Below are 17,134 nucleotides of genomic sequence, written 5' to 3'. Positions count from 1 at the left end.
TGCAAGGCTGCCGTCAAAGCGTTATTATGGGCGCTATTCAAGCCGGGATACCGGCACCTTATTTACCATTCACGATTGAAACAGAGATTGAAACAGAAAATCCCGATGCCAACCGATACTCTTTGCCCTTGCAGCTCTAACCGTCCCTACAGTGAATGCTGTCAGCCACTGCACACTAAGCAGCACACAGCCGCTACTCCAGAGCAGTTGATGCGCTCCCGCTATGCCGCCTTTGTCAAACAGGAGTTTGACTATCTTATCGATACCCATCACCCGGATTATCGTCGGGGGCTGAGTGCACAAACCCTGGCCCAGATGCCAAAGACGCATTGGCTGGGATTGCAGATTGTCGAGCGGGAACCTTTGACTCCCGGGCAAACCCAGGCCAGAGTTACTTTCAAGGCATGGTATCTGGCCGATGGCCAGTTGGATGCCATTTTTGAACAGTCGGAATTTCTACTTGAGGATGAATGCTGGTTTTACACCGAGGGCAAGCAGTTTGCTGTTAGCTATCCCAAGCGCAATGAACCCTGTATTTGCAACAGCGGTAACAAGTTCAAGCACTGCTGCCTGAAACGGATTTAACCTTGGCTTAAGGGAAACATTTTGAGGCCGGTTTGGCTAATCTGTGCAACACAGAGATTGACTCTGCTGCAAGAAAGCACTGAACTCGGCTTCTCTGAGCGCCGGGCTATATAAGAATCCCTGAGCCTGATGACACATACAGGACGTGAGGAAGCGCTCCTGCTCGGCGGTTTCCACACCTTCGGCTGTCAGCGAAATATTCAGCGCCTTGGCCATCGCAATAATGGCGCTGACAATTTCGCGACTCTCACGGCTGATACTGAGATCAGAGATAAACGACCTGTCTATCTTGAGCTTACTGATGGGAAACTGTTTCAAGTAGCGCATCGAACTGTAGCCCGTACCGAAATCATCGATGGCAAGCCCTACTCCCAGATCCGCCAATTCCTGACATAGATTGGTGGCATAGCGTATATCTTCCATCAGCTCGGTTTCAGTGATCTCCAAAATCAGCGTGCCAGGCTTCAAATAGTAACGATTGAGCAGTTGCCACACCTGTTCATAGAGATTGCTACCAAAAAACTGCCTTGCAGACACGTTCACATGCATAGCGATATTGATATTGTGATGTTGCCACAAATTCAGTTGCCGACAGGCCGCTTCCAGTACCCAGGTGCCTATGGCATTAATCAGCCCCGACTGCTCGGCAATATCGATAAAGGCCCCGGGATACAGAACCCCGCGCTTGGGATGATGCCAGCGGATCAGCGCTTCCGCCCCAATATAACTGCAGTTTTGTAAGTCTTTGAGTGGCTGATAATAAAGTTCAAACTGCCTACCCCGAATAGCAGCATGCAGATCTCTTTCTATCTGAGCATCATCCTTGAACGCTTTTAGTAGCGCACTGTTGAAGAACTGAATTGCCGTGCCCTGCTTCTTCTTGGCGTATTGCAGTGCAATATCGGCGCAGGTCAGCGGCGCGACCAATTCGGCGACTTCGGCAATATTAACCGCGGCCAGAGCCGGTTTGGGCTCCACCTGTTCACGGCCAATATTGATGGGGTTTCGCAGTTGTTGATAGAGGCGATGACAGCAGGCATCGATATCGAGATCGCCTCTATCATCCAGCAACAGGGCAAACTCATCGCTGCCCACTCTGGCAATATTGCAACCTGGATAAAGTGAGGCGAAATGCTTCAGCCGCCGTGCCACTTCAATCAGCAAGGCATCCCCCTGCTCATGCCCATAGGTATCATTGAAGCGCTTAAAACCTATCAAATCGATCAGTAAAAGCCGTCCGTTATAGGTTCTGTCGAGTAAACGATTGAAATGGGTGCGGTTATAAAGCCCGGTCAGACTGCAACGCCAAGCCAAGCGTTCCAACTCAGCCTGATGATGGTGCTGCTCGGTACAATCTTCGCAAGATACCAACACATAGTGATTACCGCGCTGGGTAATAAATTGACTGGCATGGTAACTGAGCCAGTATTCCTGACCTTGCTCGCGATTGAGCATGACTTCACCCGTCGCCACTTCACCGCGTAGCACTTTGGCCAGGGTCATCTCGGCCAACTTGGGCTGCTGATGGAAAAAAACCAGCTGTTTCAGGCTGGCGCCGAGCATCTTTTCTTTCGGGATGCCAGTGATCTGTTCATGGGCGCTGTTGATGTATTCAATCGCTTCTGTGTGCAGATTGATCAACATAGTGACCTGAGCCGACTGTTCTATCGCAGACTGAAACAAAGTCAGTAGTTCGTCTTTACGGTAAGCATCATGGGTTGCCAGTGTCAGCGCCAGCTGATCGGCAACTTGTGATGCCAGATGGATCTCCAGTTCGCTCCAGAGAACGCCGGACACTGTTCGCTCCAGGCTCAAGACCCCTTCAATATGACCATTGATCCTGATAGCGATATCCAGAGCCCCGACAATACCGTTGGCACTATAATAGATCTCGGCAAGCTCGCTCATACGCCAATCAGCCCCCGCATCATTGGCATCTATATAGCGTTTTTGCTTAAGCTGTTGAGTATAAGTGGGAAGTTGTCCCAAGTGTTGCGGCTTTGGACTATGAATAGGTCGCCCCGAACCGAAGCGGGCAACCTCGAACTGCACATGTTGATCCTTGGACCAGGACCAAACGCTGGCATGCTGCACATTGAGATACTGACACAAAAGTTCAGTAGCCAATTCGGCAGTTTTAATAAGATCACCTTGCTGCTTGGCAACCGAGTTGGTCAACAACTCCAGCAATCGCTGATACCTATGTTGTTTCACTCAAGTCCTCAGGCTCCCTTTCGGGCTTAAAGAAGCCCACACCGAACGCGTGGGCCTGTTATTATGGCTCTGGGCAAGATTACACTTTTACATAATATACAGCAAGATAACTCATACTTTCTTACATTTACCCTGCTATGTTGTCTTTTGTTCCTAAGAAGTTACTATCTTCAGCGATTTTCCCCAAAAACAGGACTTATGCCAAAGCGTTTTCCAACTGGAAGATCATCTTCTCGGCGCTACAGGAAAAAGTCAGCGCCAGGGTAACAGTCTGCTCAACGCGGCGGAGCTCTGCCTTAACATCGGCGAAACGACCTTCAGCCAGTTTTTTCAATGTCTCAGCATCAGCCGTTGCCGACTCACCTTGAAAAGTCAACGAAAGCAAGGTGTCCCCTTCTTCAACTACAGTCCCTATATCCACGTAGCTGCCACATTCAGCACAAGTGTCATGTACATTGGCCGCCTGAGCCTGTTGAATACTTTTCATTTGTTGTCTCCAAAGCTAATAAACTCCTGACATTATAACGCATGCCCGGCACCATAGCAGAGTCTGGACTCATGCGGTTTGATAAATCCCGGCAAGCCTACGTTGCTCAGACAGTTGGTCCACAAACTCCATTAGCGCCACCTTGGGTTGGTTTAGGGCGCCTTCCGTGCGCAGCCTTGTGTGCCAATCGCAATTATCCAGCGCATCCTGCATCCCGCTATCTCTCTTTCCTCTGATAACCAAAGGTTCGGGCACCAAGGCCTGAGCCAACTGAAAACTGCGCTCCCCCTCACTGATAAAATAATAACTGTTATCGACCGGAAGGGGCTCCTGACTCAAGTCTCCAACTAAAGGCTGAGGCGCAGGCAGATCAAATTGCTGCCGCAGGACTGCGTCCTTTTCAACATCGTCGTGCAGGTGAAACTGAGGCCAATCGCGCACATCTTGAGACATCAATGCCAAAAGCAGGGCAAACTCACCCCGGCGATGGGACTCTACGGCTTGATTTAACCGTCCACCCAATTGCAGTTCATTGATTAAGGAAACATCGGTGCGCATAAAAAAACATCAGCAAAACAACTCGTTGTTAGTTAATCGACCAAATAACCAGGAACTTTAGGCTTTTTTTTAAAAACAGGCTTTACATGAAAAAGGTTTCTGACTACTATGGCGGCCGCAATTGAGGAGGGGTTCCCGAGTGGCCAAAGGGATCAGACTGTAAATCTGACGGCTCCGCCTTCGAAGGTTCGAATCCTTCTCCCTCCACCATTTGCCTACAATTTAAAAAGACACGAAAGTGAAATCGTGGAGGGGTTCCCGAGTGGCCAAAGGGATCAGACTGTAAATCTGACGGCTCCGCCTTCGAAGGTTCGAATCCTTCTCCCTCCACCATCTTTCACTCTAATGTCTGGCTCCAAATATGTGGAGGGGTTCCCGAGTGGCCAAAGGGATCAGACTGTAAATCTGACGGCTCCGCCTTCGAAGGTTCGAATCCTTCTCCCTCCACCATTTCTTTTTTATCTTTATTCAATCTTCAAAGCGTTTTATCTACGCCCAATGCGTTTAATTCCATAATAATCAATCATCTAGCCTGTGGCTGTATCCGAATACGCCTGAGTTTTCGCTATCCATTGTCATTACCTTTGGTTATGATTAAGACCATCCTGTTATAAGAAAGAACAACAACAATGGCCGATCTCTGGGTAAACGAAGCAATTGCCAAAATCGAAGCCGATTTTCAGCGCAGTGCCGACACGCATTTGATTAAACTGGAACTGCCGGCGGTAGCCGGAGTGGATATCTATCTTAAAGACGAAAGCACCCATCCAACCGGAAGCCTCAAACACCGTTTGGCAAGATCACTGTTTCTCTACGCCCTGTGTAACGGCTGGATCAAACAGGATACTCCTGTCATTGAATCCTCATCCGGCAGTACCGCTGTCTCCGAGGCCTACTTTGCCCGCCTGCTGGGACTCCCTTTTATTGCCGTTATGCCGGCGTCCACCGCCCGCAAGAAGATACAGCAGATAGAGTTTTATGGCGGCCGTTGTCACTTTGTCAATCACTCCAGCGAAATCTACGCCGAGTCTGAGCGGCTGGCGCGGGAGCTGAATGGCCATTATATGGATCAGTTCACCTATGCCGAGCGGGCCACCGACTGGCGCGGCAACAATAATATAGCCAATGCCATTTTCGATCAGATGCAGCGCGAGCCCTTCCCTATTCCCGAGTGGATTGTGATGAGCCCGGGTACCGGCGGCACTTCGGCCACCATTGGCCGTTATATCCGCTATCAACGGCTTTGCACCAAGCTGTGTGTGGTCGACCCGGATAACTCAGTGTTCTATGACTATTTTCAACAAAGAGATGCGGCCATCACCTGCGAGCAAGGCAGCAAGATTGAAGGTATAGGCCGACCCAGAGTCGAACCCTCCTTTATCCCGGGGGTGGTCGACTCCATGTTGAAGATCCCCGATGCCGCCTCTGTGGCGACAATCCACTGGCTGGAACAGATCATCGGCCGCAAGACCGGGGCCTCGACCGGCACCAACCTCTATGGTGCCCTGATGCTGGCGGCCGAAATGAAACGCGACAATCGCCAGGGCTCAATAGTGACCCTGATCTGCGATCCCGGTGAGCGCTATCTGGACACTTATTACAATCCCGAGTGGATAGCCGCCAACATAGGGGATATCAGCCAGTATCAAAACAAACTGCAACTGTTTGAAACCTCGGGGGAGCTCTGCTGCTAAGAGCGCGCTTCAGATAACAAAAAGCCGCATCAATGCGGCTTTTTGTCGATTACCACTACAGATTAATCGATATCCAGATACTTGTGAGTCTGGATAGACAAACGCCAGTTGCGTTCGATACAGACTTTCATCGCCAGCGCCGTCGCCCGGCTCTTCTGACTGATGGGCTGCAGGCAGATAGTCTTGTCTTTGAGATCCAATCCCCGCAGCAGTTGATCCAGTTCCTCAATATGAGCCTCGGTCGCCACCGGATGCTTAATCTCATTTGCCCGCTCCAGCGCCTGACGCAATACCGGCATCCCGCCCTTCATACCGACCTTGGGCGAGACTGTGACCCAGGTATCTGCGCTGCAATTCACCTCAAAGGTGCCACTGGTTTCAATTTGAGTGCGAAAGCCTGCAGCATTAAATGCTTCAGTCAGCTCAGTGAGTGAATAGAGACAAGGCTCACCCCCTGTGATCACTATATGCCTGGCATTGAACCCCTGCTGTTTGAACGCCTCCAGTAAAGACTTGGCATCATGCTCGGCCCAGCGACCGATACTGCCATCGGTGCGGATCACATCGGCAGGTTTCACCTGATTATGCTCAAGCTTGTCCCAGGTCTGGCGGGTATCACACCAGGGACACCCCACAGGGCAACCCTGCAAACGCACAAAAATGGCCGGAACGCCGGTAAACACACCTTCTCCCTGCAGGGTTTCAAAGACTTCGTTGACGGGGTAGTACATCGGGGTTCCTCATATTTGCCGGGGCGGCATTTATAGAGGAATTTAGCCCCAAGCGCAAGGATGAGCGAATTTTCCGTTTTTTACCAAGCCGGCGCTGACAGTCGGCCAAATTAGGGTAAACTGTGACGATTGAGTCATCCCTTTGAATAGACACTTATGTCTTCATCCAATCAATCGCTTATGTCATCAGAATCAAACGCACCGCAAACCCAAACCGCAGAGCCGCCCCGGAGCACTAAGCCAGCTATTTCCAAGGCGATAGTCGTTTTCAGCGGCGGTCAGGACTCCACCACCTGCCTTATTCAGGCCTTGGCCCAGTATAATGAAGTACATGCCATCACCTTCGACTATGGCCAGCGCCACAGCCAGGAGATTGAAGTTGCCAAGCAACTGGCACAAAAGCTCGGCGCCGCCAGTCACAAGGTGCTGGATGTCACTCTGCTCAATGAGTTGGCCATCTCGGCCCTGACTCGCGACAATATTCCGGTATCAAACGACTTGATGGACAATGGTCTGCCCAATACTTTTGTTCCCGGACGCAATATTCTGTTTCTGACCCTGGCTGGGATCTATGCCTATCAAATAGGCGCGGAGGCCGTGATCACAGGCGTCTGCGAGACCGACTTCTCCGGCTACCCGGACTGCCGTAATGACTTTATCAAGGCAATGGAATCTGCGCTGGTACAAGGCATGGACAGACAGCTGCGTTTGGTTACGCCACTCATGTGGCTCAACAAGGCCGAAACCTGGGCTCTGGCAGATAAATACCAGCAACTGCAGCTGGTAAGAGATGAAACCCTTACCTGCTATAACGGCATTCTGGGCAAAGGCTGTGGCACCTGCCCCGCCTGTTTACTGCGTCAAAAAGGGCTGGATGAGTATCTGGCGACACCGGACAGCATCCAGGCGATACTGGCGGCCAAGACAGCGTGAAGCCGAGTTCCGCTTATTTTTCAGGTGTTGTGTTAACAGCCCTGGCGCTGCTGCTGTATTCTCTGCCGCTCACTGAGCTGTTGGCCTTTCGCCGCAGTGCCATAGAACAAGGTGAGCTGTGGCGGCTTGTCAGCGGCAATCTGCTGCACACCAACTTCTGGCATCTGCTGATGAACCTCGCCGGGTTTTGGGTGATCCTTTATCTGCATAAGGAACACTATAACGCCCTGAGCGTATTGCTATTGACCCTGGCACTGTGTCTGTTTGAAGGCGTAGGGCTTTATCTTTGCTACCCTGAGCTTATGGGTTATGTGGGACTAAGTGGCATACTGCACGGCCTGTTCGCCTTCGGCGCCCTGGCCGATATTCGCAGCGGTCGAAACTCGGGTTACCTGCTGCTTGCTGGCGTTATCGCCAAGGTCGGCTGGGAGCAATGGCAAGGGGCGGCCGCTGAAGTCAGCGCCTTGATTGGTGCCAGAGTCGCGGTTGAAGCGCATCTTGTTGGCCTGATTGGCGGTATCGCACTGTTTGGCTTGTGGCGACTGAGTGCCTATAAAGCGCCGAAACTTTGATACCAAGCCTAAGCATTTAAATAGGTTTTTGAAATTAGGCTGTTAAATCAAGCTCTTTAAAGTCGTTGACAGATGAACAGCATAAAGAACCCGGCTTTTGCCGGGTTCTTTATCAATGGGTCAATTTTAGGGAAGGTGCGAACAAGCCCCATGTGTGCTTTAGGCCTTGATAAGATCCTCTCTGAGCCTTGCCACTTCATCACGCAGCGCAGCGGCCTGCTCAAACTCCAGATCCCTGGCATGCTTGTGCATCTGTTTTTCCAGCCTGTCGATTTCATGGGCCAGATTGGCAGCGTCCACCTGATAAGCCGACTTGCGCTCTGCCACCTTGCGGGCACCCGGCTGCGGTGCTGCCGATGAAGGGGAATCTCCCACATCCATAACATCTGTGATCTTCTTCACCAAGCCTTTGGGCACTATGCCATTGGCCAGGTTGAAGGCGTGCTGTTTCTCGCGGCGACGATTGGTTTCATCCATGGCCTTGGCCATCGAAGGGGTCACCTTATCGGCGTAGAGGATCACCTTGCCATTAATGTTACGGGCGGCGCGGCCTATGGTCTGGATAAGTGAGCGCTCGGAGCGCAGGAAACCCTCTTTATCGGCATCGAGAATACACACCAGAGACACTTCCGGCATATCCAGCCCTTCCCTGAGCAAGTTGATGCCGACCAACACGTCGAAGACCCCCTTACGTAAATCGCGAATGATCTCCACCCGCTCCACGGTATCCACATCCGAGTGCAAGTAACGCACCTTCACGCCGTGTTCATCCAGATATTCGGTAAGATCTTCCGCCATCCGCTTGGTCAGCGTGGTCACCAGCACACGTTCATTGACGGCAATGCGCTTATTGGCCTCGGAGAGCAGATCATCCACCTGAATCGCCACCGGCCGCACTTCCAGCTCGGGATCCAACAAACCTGTAGGCCTGACCACTTGTTCGGCCACATCGCCGCCGCTGCGTTCGAGTTCATAACTGCCCGGTGTGGCCGACACATAAATCGTCTGCGGCATCAAGGACTCGAACTCTTCAAACTTGAGCGGTCTGTTATCCAGTGCCGATGGCAGGCGGAAACCGTACTCCACCAGGGTGGTTTTCCTCGAACGGTCACCCTTGTACATGGCACCTATCTGCGGCACAGTCACATGGGACTCGTCGATGATCAGCAGACCATCCGGCGGCAGATAATCCAGCAAAGTCGGCGGCCCTTCTCCCGGTGCGCGCCCGGAGAGATAACGGGAGTAGTTTTCGATACCGGAGCAATAACCCAGCTCTGTCATCATCTCCACATCGTACTGCACCCGCTCGCTGATCCTTTGTGCCTCAATCAGCTTATTGGCATCCAGCAACTGCTGGCGCCGTTCTCTGAGCTCAGCCTTTATCTGCTCTGTGGCCGCCAATATTTTTTCTCTCGGGGTCACGTAGTGAGTCTTGGGGTAAACCGTGGCGCGAGCAATGCGTTTACGTACCTGGCCGGTCAAAGGGTCGAACAGCGACAGCTGCTCTATCTCATCATCAAACAACTCGACCCGAATGGCGTCCCGGTCCGATTCGGCCGGGAAGATATCTATCACCTCGCCGCGCACCCTGAAGGTACCGCGCTGCAGTTCAATATCGTTGCGGCTGTATTGCAACTCGCTGAGCCGCTGCAGTATATCCCGCTGGCCAATGATGTCGCCCTGGCGCAGATGCAACAGCATCTTCATGTAAGAGTCGGGATCGCCAAGACCATAGATAGCTGAGACCGAGGCCACCAACACCACATCACGCCGCTCCAGCAAAGCTTTGGTGGCAGAGAGTCGCATCTGCTCAATATGAGCGTTGACCGAAGCGTCCTTCTCAATAAAGGTGTTGGTCGAAGGCACATAGGCTTCCGGTTGGTAGTAGTCATAGTAGGAAACAAAGTATTCCACCGCATTATGGGGGAAAAACTCTTTCATCTCGCCGTAGAGTTGCGCCGCCAACGTCTTATTGGGCGCCATAATGATGGTTGGCCGCCCCTGATTGGCAATCACATTGGCAATAGTGAACGTTTTTCCTGAGCCGGTAACCCCCAACAAGGTCTGATTAGCGAGCCCGGACTCCAGGCCATCAATCAGTTTGGCAATGGCGGTGGGCTGATCTCCGGCAGGGGAATACTGAGACTCCAAACGAAACGGCGTAGCTGACACTTTAATGCTCCTTCGATTAAGCCTTTCATTCTACTCATTGAGCCGAATAACGCCAAGCCAAAAGCCGCGAGACTCCTGCCAGCCTGGTGTCAGCAGCAGCTTGTGCTGAAACTCAGCAACGAAACGGCAGATGTGGCGGCCAAAGGTGCCAATTCAATCAAAATGAGTCACTGAGGTGGATTTAATGCACAAGGATTGGCAGATACTTCCTTACAGCTTTGTTACAAAAATCAACAAGCAAACCGAAGCGGCTTGACTTTCACATCTAATTGTTTTTACTTGACTTATTTTTTAACCATTCAAACTGACCATTTTAAGTTCAATGCTGATGCCACAAGGGTTTGCAGCCCAAAAAGTCGGGAAGCTCACAGGTTTATCCACAGATTTAGTGGATAAGTCAGTGTAACCCTGTAGCCATGGGGGCTTGAGGCATCTGGCTTCATGTCGCTTAGAGCACAGGTGTTTTGTAATAAAAGAACATATGAAAGTGCGGCACTTATTGAGAAGCTCAAGCTGCACCCAAATGAACACTCTGAGCTTCTGTTGCTCCGTTTTTGATCATGACTCGGCAGGTTAGCTAATGTGATACTGACTCAGGATACCCTTGCATACTCATTCTAGATGGCTCGTTACACCATTTTCGGCTCATTCAATAGATGAACCCATAGTCTTGCTGTCAATTAACGCGAGTTTTCCATAAAACCTCCGACACATTCGTGTTTAACCGTTATTTTTTAAGCAAAAAATATTCATAAAGCAGTTTTATCCATCAGTATGAACATTAGATAAGCAGTTAACAGCTTAATGACACTTTTTTTGGGGATGCGAGTTGACTCCTCCCACAGAGCGATTTACTATGCGCTCCGTTCTCAGCGAGACAAGCGAGAAATTGCGATTCCCCTGTAGTTCAGTCGGTAGAACGGCGGACTGTTAATCCGTATGTCACTGGTTCAAGTCCAGTCAGGGGAGCCAATTCAAGCAAGTCTTATGAAAACAATAGGTTAATCCTAGCTAAGTTATTCCCCTGTAGTTCAGTCGGTAGAACGGCGGACTGTTAATCCGTATGTCACTGGTTCGAGTCCAGTCAGGGGAGCCAATTTAGTTAGCTTGAAATCTGTTCCCCTGTAGTTCAGTCGGTAGAACGGCGGACTGTTAATCCGTATGTCACTGGTTCAAGTCCAGTCAGGGGAGCCACTTCAAATTAAACCTAAGCGAAATCTGTTCCCCTGTAGTTCAGTCGGTAGAACGGCGGACTGTTAATCCGTATGTCACTGGTTCGAGTCCAGTCAGGGGAGCCACTTCGATTTCAGCTCAACAAAATATTCTATTCCCCTGTAGTTCAGTTGGTAGAACGGCGGACTGTTAATCCGTATGTCACTGGTTCGAGTCCAGTCAGGGGAGCCACTTCACTTCTATTTCTGTGTTTTGTATTTATAACAAATACGTATACAATTTCGACACTCGTTTCGGGATTGGTCTGAACTCAGAAAAATATGGGCATTTCGCGCTTTTTTCAGCTGTTACTACTATTGGGCTTTCTGGCTACCGGCATAGTCCTGCTACAGCAGGAGCGACAAATACTGCAGCAAGAAGGCGATCTGCTATTGCAGCAATTGCAACAAGCAGTAATGCAGGCTCAAGCTACAGAAGAAGCCGCCCTACTCTATCAACAGCTGCAAGACAGAGTGCCACTGCAGTTTTTCCAATATACCGATGACGCCGACGGCCAGAATAATCTCACTCGAGGACATTTCCTGCCGGAGATGAACTGGCAATATTATCTGTTGCCGTTACAACTCGAGTCCCAATACCGCTTCGCTTCCGGACGGGTGTTACTTCAGCCCGACCTCAGCCCGCTTAGATATCAAGGGATCCATACTCTCTGGCTCGCCGGATTACGCTTGCTGCCTCTTTATCTGGCGCTGGCGTTAATCTTTGCCTTGATGATGGGCCGTCACAAGCGCGTCCTCCAATATGCGGCCGACTATCTGACAAAGATGTCCCAAGGTGAGTTCAATGCGCTGGCACAGAGCCGCTTTCGGGGTGAGCTCAAGCCCTTGGGGCAAGCATTGGAGCAGAGTCGACAGCTGTTCAAACAGCGGCTTGAGAAACTTGAGTCAGAAAACCTGGCTCTGAAGAAGCTCGCCTACGAGGATCCGATAACCGGCTTTGGCACCCGCCAGCACTTCACCGAAAAACTGCAACAGTTATCGCTCTCCGGCAAATCGCAAATTGGAGTGCTGGCTCTGGTAAAAGCCACTGAGCTTGGTCATATCAATCAACTGCACGGCCGTCAGGGCGGCGATGACTATCTTGCCCGTGTGGCGGTTTGTATTCGCCGGGCACTCCAGGGTTACAAAAACAGCGAAAGCTTTCGTATTGCCAGCACTGATTTCGCCATCTTTGTCCCTTCAATAGTGCTGAAAGACGCGCAAACCTTTGCCACCCAGCTCAAGCGTGAGTTGGAAGAATATCAAGCAGAGCTGCAAACCGACTCCATCGCCCATACAGGCATAGTCACCTACACCAGCGACAAAGATCCCATGGGTATTCTCGCCATGGCCGATACCGCCGCCAATGTGGCCCAAACCTTGGGCCCTAATGCAGTGCAGTTTCAGGATAAGAATATGCTGGATGAAAAACTCGGGGATAACCGCTGGAAACTGGCCATTGAAGACTTGCTGAAGCGCCGGGCACTCAAGTTTTACCAGCAAACCATTCAGCCCTGTCGCAGCGAGGTAGATGGCTACCGGGAGCTGTTGGCACGCTTTTACAACAGTGAAGGCAAGTTTCTACCGACAGCCACGGTGATCGCCATGGCCGAACGTCACGGCATGAGCCAAGAGCTGGATAAGCTAGTGCTACTCAGTGCCTTGAAGCTCTTGCAAAACCTGCCAAACCTCAGCGGTAATATCGGCGTCAATTTGAGCTCAGGTTCAGCCTCCAAAGAAAGCTTTATTGCCTGGGCCAAAGATCTGCTCTCCAAACATCCGAGATTAGCCTCAAGACTGGTATTTGAGATCAACGAGGCAGGTATGCAGAGTAACCTGGCCGCCAGTCACAAGTTTGTTCGCGCCATGCACAGCGTCGGCTGCCGGGTATCGGTGGAACGCTTCGGCATGGGCTTTACCTCGTTTAAGTTTTTCCGTGAGGTACGCCCCGACTATATCAAACTGGATCCCAGCTATACCCAGGCCATCGATGAAGATACCAATAATCAGTTCTTTGTCCGCATGCTGGTCGATGTCGCTCGTCGCAGTGGTGTCAGGGTCATTGCCTGCGGCATTGAGCGCCAGGAGGAGAAAATGGCCGTTGAGAAACTGCTGATCGACGGCATGCAAGGCTTCTACATCGCCAGGCCACAACAGCTGGATCCGGCCGAAATGAACAGAAATTAATGAATTTTAGGTCTCAATCTAGGTGCAAAGAAGGTAAACCCTGCTTTCTATATGTTGTTTATGACCACTGAAACACTGATAATAACCGCTAAGAAATCACAACACCTGTAATGAGATGAGTGAGTATCTCCTGTTGTTGATTGGCACTGTGCTGGTCAACAATTTTGTATTAGTGAAATTCCTTGGTCTGTGCCCTTTTATGGGAGTATCCAGCAAGCTGGAATCTGCCATAGGCATGTCCATGGCGACCACCTTTGTTATGACCCTGGCAGCCATCCTCAGCTACCTGGTTAACCGGTATCTACTGCTGCCCTTCGATCTCGGCTACCTGCGCACCATGAGCTTTATTCTGGTTATCGCAGTGGTGGTACAGTTCACCGAAATGGTGGTGCAGAAAACCAGTGCGACTCTGCATAGGGCGCTGGGTATCTACCTGCCGCTTATCACCACCAACTGTGCCGTGTTGGGGGTTGCCCTGCTGAATATCAATGAAAACCATGATTTTATGCAGAGTGCCATCTACGGTTTTGGCGCTGCCGCCGGCTTTTCATTGGTGCTTATCCTGTTTTCGGCGATGCGTGAACGTCTGGCGGCGGCCGATGTTCCCGCGCCTTTCAAAGGCAGTGCCATCGCCATGATCACCGCAGGCCTGATGTCGCTGGCCTTCATGGGCTTTACCGGTTTAGTCAAATAGAGTTATGTCTTCCATGCTAATTGCAGTCATTTTATTGTCTCTGCTGGCGCTGGTATTCGGCGTTTTACTCGGCTTCGCCGCCGAGAAGTTTAAAGTTCAGGGCAATCCAATAGTGGATCAGGTCGAAGCCCTGTTGCCACAAACCCAGTGTGGTCAATGCGGCTACCCTGGTTGCCGCCCCTATGCCGAGGCCATAGCCAACGGCGAGAAGATCAATCGCTGCCCACCGGGCGGTACCGCCACTATGGAGAAACTGGCCGATCTTATGGGGGTCGATCCCGAGCCTCTTGATGCCAGTGTTGAAACCCAGGTCAAAAAGGTCGCCTACATTCGCGAGGAGGAGTGTATCGGCTGTACCAAGTGTATTCAGGCCTGTCCGGTAGACGCCATTATAGGAACGGGCAAGCTGATGCACACAGTCCTGACCAGCAACTGCACCGGCTGCGATCTCTGTGTTGAACCCTGCCCTGTGGATTGTATCGATATGATCCCGGTGAAACAGGATCTGAAAACCTGGGACTGGCAGCTTAACGCAATTCCAGTGAAGTTGGTGGAAGAGGACAAGCCGTGCTGACATTACTCGAACAGTTGGATAAAGGAACTCAGTGGCGCCTGACCGGTGGAATTCATCCGCCGCAGATGAAAGACCTGTCAAATGGCAGTCCTATTGGGCGTCTACCGCTTGCCAGCGAATTCTTATTGCCTGTGCCCCAGGTTGGTGACAGCGCCGTGCTCGAAGTCAAAGTCGGCGACAGAGTGCTCAAGGGCCAAGCGCTGACCCGCGGGCTGAGCGCCATGTATCTGGCGGTGCATGCCCCCACCTCAGGCATCATTCGCGCCATAGAGCAAAGACCGAGTAACCACCCTTCGGCCCTGCCGGTTTTGACCTGTGTGCTGGAAGCCGACGGCCAGGATCAAGCCATAGATTTTGATCAGCAAGAGGTCTCAGCACTGAGCCGCGAGCAGATCCTCAGCCGCATTCGCCAGGCCGGGATAGCCGGATTGGGCGGCGCCATGTTTCCGGCTCACATTAAACTCAACCCCGCCAGTGAGATTGAACTGCTGTTGATCAACGGCGTGGAATGTGAGCCTTATATCAGCGCCGATGACAGATTGATGCGCGAACACGCCAGCGAAATTCTGAGCGGCATTGAAATTGTTCACGGGCTGCTAAATCCCAAACGGGTAATTATCGCCATCGAGGATAACAAGCCCGAAGCCATACAGGCGATGCAGCAGGCACTCGATAGCTGCCACCTGCCCAAGGGAAGTATCAGGATCACAGTGATCCCGACCAAATACCCTTCCGGCGGCGAAAAGCAACTGATCCAGATCATTACCGGGCAGGAAGTGCCTTCCGGCGCCATTCCGGCGCAACTTGGGATAGTAGTGCACAACGTAGGCACCGCCTTCGCCATTCGTGAAGCCGTTTGCCTGGGTAAGCCTCTCATAGAGCGGGTTGTCACAGTAACCGGCGGCAATATCCCAAGACCCGGCAATTACTGGGTACCACTTGGCACGCCCATAGCCCATATACTCGAGCAAAGTGGCTTCACCGCCAGCGGTCAGGATACCGTCATCATAGGCGGCCCCATGATGGGTTACACCCTGCCCCTTATCAAGGTGCCGCTGCTCAAGGGCAGTAACTGTGTCTTGGTGCCGTTGGCCAGCGAGATCAGCCCTCCGGCCGAGGAAAAGGCCTGCATTCGCTGCGGTGAATGCGCTCAGGTGTGCCCGGCGTCGCTATTGCCCCAGCAACTCTATTGGCACAGTAAAGCCGAAGAATACGACAAGGCCAGCTCCTACAACCTCAGAGACTGCATCGAGTGTGGCTGCTGCAGCTATGTTTGCCCGTCGGATATTCCGCTGGTGGAGTATTACCGCATTGCCAAGGCGGCCATCAAACGCAGTCACGAGGAAAAACAGCTGGCCGAGCAGGCCAAGCAGAGATTCGATGCTAGGCTCAAGCGGCTGGAGGCCGAGAAACAGGCGCGGGAAGCCAAAGCCAAGGCAGCAGCCGATAAGCGCCGCGCCGCCATGGGCAGTGGTGAGAAAGATGCCGTTGCCGAAGCCATGGCCAGGATCAAGGCGAAAAAAGCCGCCGAAGCTTCTGTGGCGACCGCTGCTAAACCGGCAGAAAAAACGGCCGAAACCGCCGACCCGGCAGTTATCCAGCCAAAGGCGGATAAGAGAAAGAGCGATGTCGCCGCAGCGATTGCCAGAGCCAAGGCCAAAAAGGCCGCAGCACAAGGCACTGCTGCCAATGAAGTTGCTGATGCGACGACAGATAATGCAGCTGAAGGCACAACACCTGGCTCGGACAAGAAAGCTCAAGTAGCAGCGGCTATCGCCCGTGCCAAGGCAAAAAGGGCCGCTGCAGCCTCAGGGAAGACTGAAACTGACACTGGCGAAACTCATGATGCACAGGCCAGCAGCACTCAAGCGACAGCCGACGAAGCAAGCCAAAGCGTAAGCGATGACAGCAAACAGGCCCGTATCGCGGCAGCAGTTGCCAGAGCCAAGGCCAAGAAGGCCGCGGCGGCGTCTGAGTCAGCTAAATCAATTGCGGCCGATGATAATGACGGGGAACAAGCGCAAGGTGCCGAAGTAAACCCAAGCTCAAGCCAAGCAGCAAAACAAGTCGCAAGCGACGACAGTAAACAGGCCCGTATCGCGGCAGCGGTTGCTAGAGCCAAGGCCAAGAAGGCCGCCGCAGCTGAACCAGTTGGGGCAACTGCGACCGATAATAATGGCGTGGGTTCAGCGCAAGGCGCCGAAGTAAACCAAGTCGCAAGCCAAGCGACAAAACAAGCCGAAGGCGATGACAGTAAACAGGCTCGTATCGCGGCAGCGGTTGCCAAAGCCAAGGCCAAGAAGGCCGCGGCGGCAAGTGAACAATCACAGGACAACGGCGCAGCAAATACGCCTGTTTCGGCTGAAAGTCGGCCACCAAGCGAGTCGACAACCGCTACCGAGCCCACGTCCGCTGATAGTACCCCGTCTGATGACAGTAAACAGGCGCGTATTGCCAGGGCAGTAGCCAAAGCCAAACAAAAGGCCAAAGAGAAGGCGCTCAGCGCACAGGAGAAAGATTGA

Annotated in this window: 13 protein-coding genes and 8 tRNA genes; 16 read left to right on the top strand and 5 right to left on the bottom strand. The window is 52.1% G+C overall.

The window, feature by feature from the left end:
* Positions 1–105: 105 nt before the first annotated feature.
* Positions 106–585 (top strand): YchJ family protein, encoded by a 480-nt coding sequence (locus tag K5621_RS09485; RefSeq protein WP_100143558.1) that lies wholly within the window; start codon positions 106–108, stop codon positions 583–585.
* A gap of 36 nt (positions 586–621) precedes the next feature.
* Here the strand turns inward: K5621_RS09485 and K5621_RS09480 are convergent, their stop codons facing one another.
* The 3 genes from K5621_RS09480 to K5621_RS09470 form a co-directional block, all read right to left on the bottom strand.
* Positions 622–2,799, bottom strand: a complete 2,178-nt coding sequence (locus tag K5621_RS09480) for a putative bifunctional diguanylate cyclase/phosphodiesterase (protein WP_221051027.1) — start codon at positions 2,797–2,799, stop codon at positions 622–624.
* A gap of 196 nt (positions 2,800–2,995) precedes the next feature.
* The gene (locus K5621_RS09475; protein WP_221051026.1) at positions 2,996–3,286 is read right to left on the bottom strand and encodes a DUF406 family protein; all 291 of its coding nucleotides are present in this window, start codon (positions 3,284–3,286) and stop codon (positions 2,996–2,998) included.
* Positions 3,287–3,355: 69 nt separating this feature from the next.
* The gene (locus K5621_RS09470) at positions 3,356–3,844 is read right to left on the bottom strand and encodes a VC2046/SO_2500 family protein (protein ID WP_221051025.1); all 489 of its coding nucleotides are present in this window, start codon (positions 3,842–3,844) and stop codon (positions 3,356–3,358) included.
* Between the two features lie 125 nt (positions 3,845–3,969).
* Here K5621_RS09470 and K5621_RS09465 point away from each other — a divergent pair.
* The 4 genes from K5621_RS09465 to K5621_RS09450 all read left to right on the top strand — a co-directional run bounded on the left by K5621_RS09465 (position 3,970) and on the right by K5621_RS09450 (position 5,538).
* Positions 3,970–4,054: transfer RNA gene (locus K5621_RS09465), tRNA-Tyr, on the top strand.
* Positions 4,055–4,092: 38 nt separating this feature from the next.
* Positions 4,093–4,177, top strand: a tRNA-Tyr gene (locus K5621_RS09460).
* Between the two features lie 32 nt (positions 4,178–4,209).
* Positions 4,210–4,294, top strand: a tRNA-Tyr gene (locus K5621_RS09455).
* A 179-nt stretch (positions 4,295–4,473) separates the two neighbouring features.
* Positions 4,474–5,538 carry a PLP-dependent cysteine synthase family protein gene (locus tag K5621_RS09450; protein WP_221051024.1) on the top strand — a complete coding sequence of 355 codons (1,065 nt, stop codon included), beginning with the start codon at positions 4,474–4,476 and terminating at the stop codon, positions 5,536–5,538.
* A gap of 62 nt (positions 5,539–5,600) precedes the next feature.
* Here K5621_RS09450 and queE read toward each other — a convergent pair whose 3' ends face one another.
* Positions 5,601–6,269, bottom strand: a complete 669-nt coding sequence (gene queE / locus K5621_RS09445) for a 7-carboxy-7-deazaguanine synthase QueE (RefSeq protein ID WP_208167838.1) — start codon at positions 6,267–6,269, stop codon at positions 5,601–5,603.
* Positions 6,270–6,449: 180 nt separating this feature from the next.
* Between queE and queC the strand changes: the two genes are divergently transcribed.
* Together queC and rrtA are read left to right on the top strand one after the other, a co-directional pair.
* A complete protein-coding gene (gene queC / locus K5621_RS09440; protein ID WP_221051023.1) occupies positions 6,450–7,202 on the top strand; it encodes a 7-cyano-7-deazaguanine synthase QueC in 753 nt (250 codons plus the stop codon).
* A 29-nt stretch (positions 7,203–7,231) separates the two neighbouring features.
* Complete coding sequence (gene rrtA, locus K5621_RS09435) at positions 7,232–7,774, top strand: rhombosortase (protein WP_245003155.1); 543 nt, start codon at positions 7,232–7,234, stop codon at positions 7,772–7,774.
* Between the two features lie 159 nt (positions 7,775–7,933).
* Here rrtA and uvrB read toward each other — a convergent pair whose 3' ends face one another.
* The gene (uvrB, locus tag K5621_RS09430) at positions 7,934–9,946 is read right to left on the bottom strand and encodes an excinuclease ABC subunit UvrB (protein WP_221051021.1); all 2,013 of its coding nucleotides are present in this window, start codon (positions 9,944–9,946) and stop codon (positions 7,934–7,936) included.
* A gap of 896 nt (positions 9,947–10,842) precedes the next feature.
* On the opposite strand from uvrB, the gene K5621_RS09425 reads away from it, so the two are divergent.
* From K5621_RS09425 to rsxC, 9 genes are all read left to right on the top strand, one after another.
* Positions 10,843–10,918 (top strand) — tRNA-Asn (locus K5621_RS09425).
* A 48-nt stretch (positions 10,919–10,966) separates the two neighbouring features.
* Positions 10,967–11,042: transfer RNA gene (locus tag K5621_RS09420), tRNA-Asn, on the top strand.
* Between the two features lie 22 nt (positions 11,043–11,064).
* Positions 11,065–11,140, top strand: a tRNA-Asn gene (locus K5621_RS09415).
* A gap of 28 nt (positions 11,141–11,168) precedes the next feature.
* Positions 11,169–11,244 (top strand) — tRNA-Asn (locus K5621_RS09410).
* Between the two features lie 30 nt (positions 11,245–11,274).
* Positions 11,275–11,350 (top strand) — tRNA-Asn (locus tag K5621_RS09405).
* 89 nt (positions 11,351–11,439) lie between these two features.
* Positions 11,440–13,344, top strand: coding sequence for an EAL domain-containing protein (locus K5621_RS09400; RefSeq protein WP_221051020.1), 1,905 nt, complete (start codon positions 11,440–11,442; stop codon positions 13,342–13,344).
* Positions 13,345–13,459: 115 nt separating this feature from the next.
* Positions 13,460–14,038: an electron transport complex subunit RsxA gene (rsxA, locus tag K5621_RS09395; RefSeq protein ID WP_100142653.1), complete on the top strand. Its 579-nt coding sequence runs from the start codon at positions 13,460–13,462 to the stop codon at positions 14,036–14,038.
* A 4-nt stretch (positions 14,039–14,042) separates the two neighbouring features.
* Positions 14,043–14,612, top strand: a complete 570-nt coding sequence (gene rsxB, locus K5621_RS09390; RefSeq protein WP_025010231.1) for an electron transport complex subunit RsxB — start codon at positions 14,043–14,045, stop codon at positions 14,610–14,612.
* Complete coding sequence (gene rsxC, locus K5621_RS09385) at positions 14,606–17,134, top strand: electron transport complex subunit RsxC (RefSeq protein ID WP_221051019.1); 2,529 nt, start codon at positions 14,606–14,608, stop codon at positions 17,132–17,134. The genes rsxB and rsxC overlap by 7 nt, the downstream gene beginning before the upstream one ends.

This window comes from Shewanella carassii (assembly GCF_019670705.1).
Lineage (GTDB): Bacteria > Pseudomonadota > Gammaproteobacteria > Enterobacterales > Shewanellaceae > Shewanella > Shewanella carassii.
The sequence above is the reverse complement of the archived record's forward strand: the minus strand, read 5'-3'. Positions and strand labels throughout refer to the sequence as shown.

What these genes read in the sequence shown, in the direction of transcription:
- rsxA (WP_100142653.1), top strand. Translation starts at nt 13,460, where the DNA reads ATGAGTGAGTATCTCCTGTTGTTGATTGGCACTGTGCTGGTCAACAAT.
- K5621_RS09485 (WP_100143558.1), top strand. Translation starts at nt 106, where the DNA reads ATGCCAACCGATACTCTTTGCCCTTGCAGCTCTAACCGTCCCTACAGT.
- queC (WP_221051023.1), top strand. Translation starts at nt 6,450, where the DNA reads ATGTCATCAGAATCAAACGCACCGCAAACCCAAACCGCAGAGCCGCCC.
- K5621_RS09475 (WP_221051026.1), bottom strand. Translation starts at nt 3,286, where the DNA reads ATGAAAAGTATTCAACAGGCTCAGGCGGCCAATGTACATGACACTTGT.
- K5621_RS09450 (WP_221051024.1), top strand. Translation starts at nt 4,474, where the DNA reads ATGGCCGATCTCTGGGTAAACGAAGCAATTGCCAAAATCGAAGCCGAT.
- queE (WP_208167838.1), bottom strand. Translation starts at nt 6,269, where the DNA reads ATGTACTACCCCGTCAACGAAGTCTTTGAAACCCTGCAGGGAGAAGGT.
- rsxB (WP_025010231.1), top strand. Translation starts at nt 14,043, where the DNA reads ATGTCTTCCATGCTAATTGCAGTCATTTTATTGTCTCTGCTGGCGCTG.
- K5621_RS09400 (WP_221051020.1), top strand. Translation starts at nt 11,440, where the DNA reads ATGGGCATTTCGCGCTTTTTTCAGCTGTTACTACTATTGGGCTTTCTG.
- K5621_RS09470 (WP_221051025.1), bottom strand. Translation starts at nt 3,844, where the DNA reads ATGCGCACCGATGTTTCCTTAATCAATGAACTGCAATTGGGTGGACGG.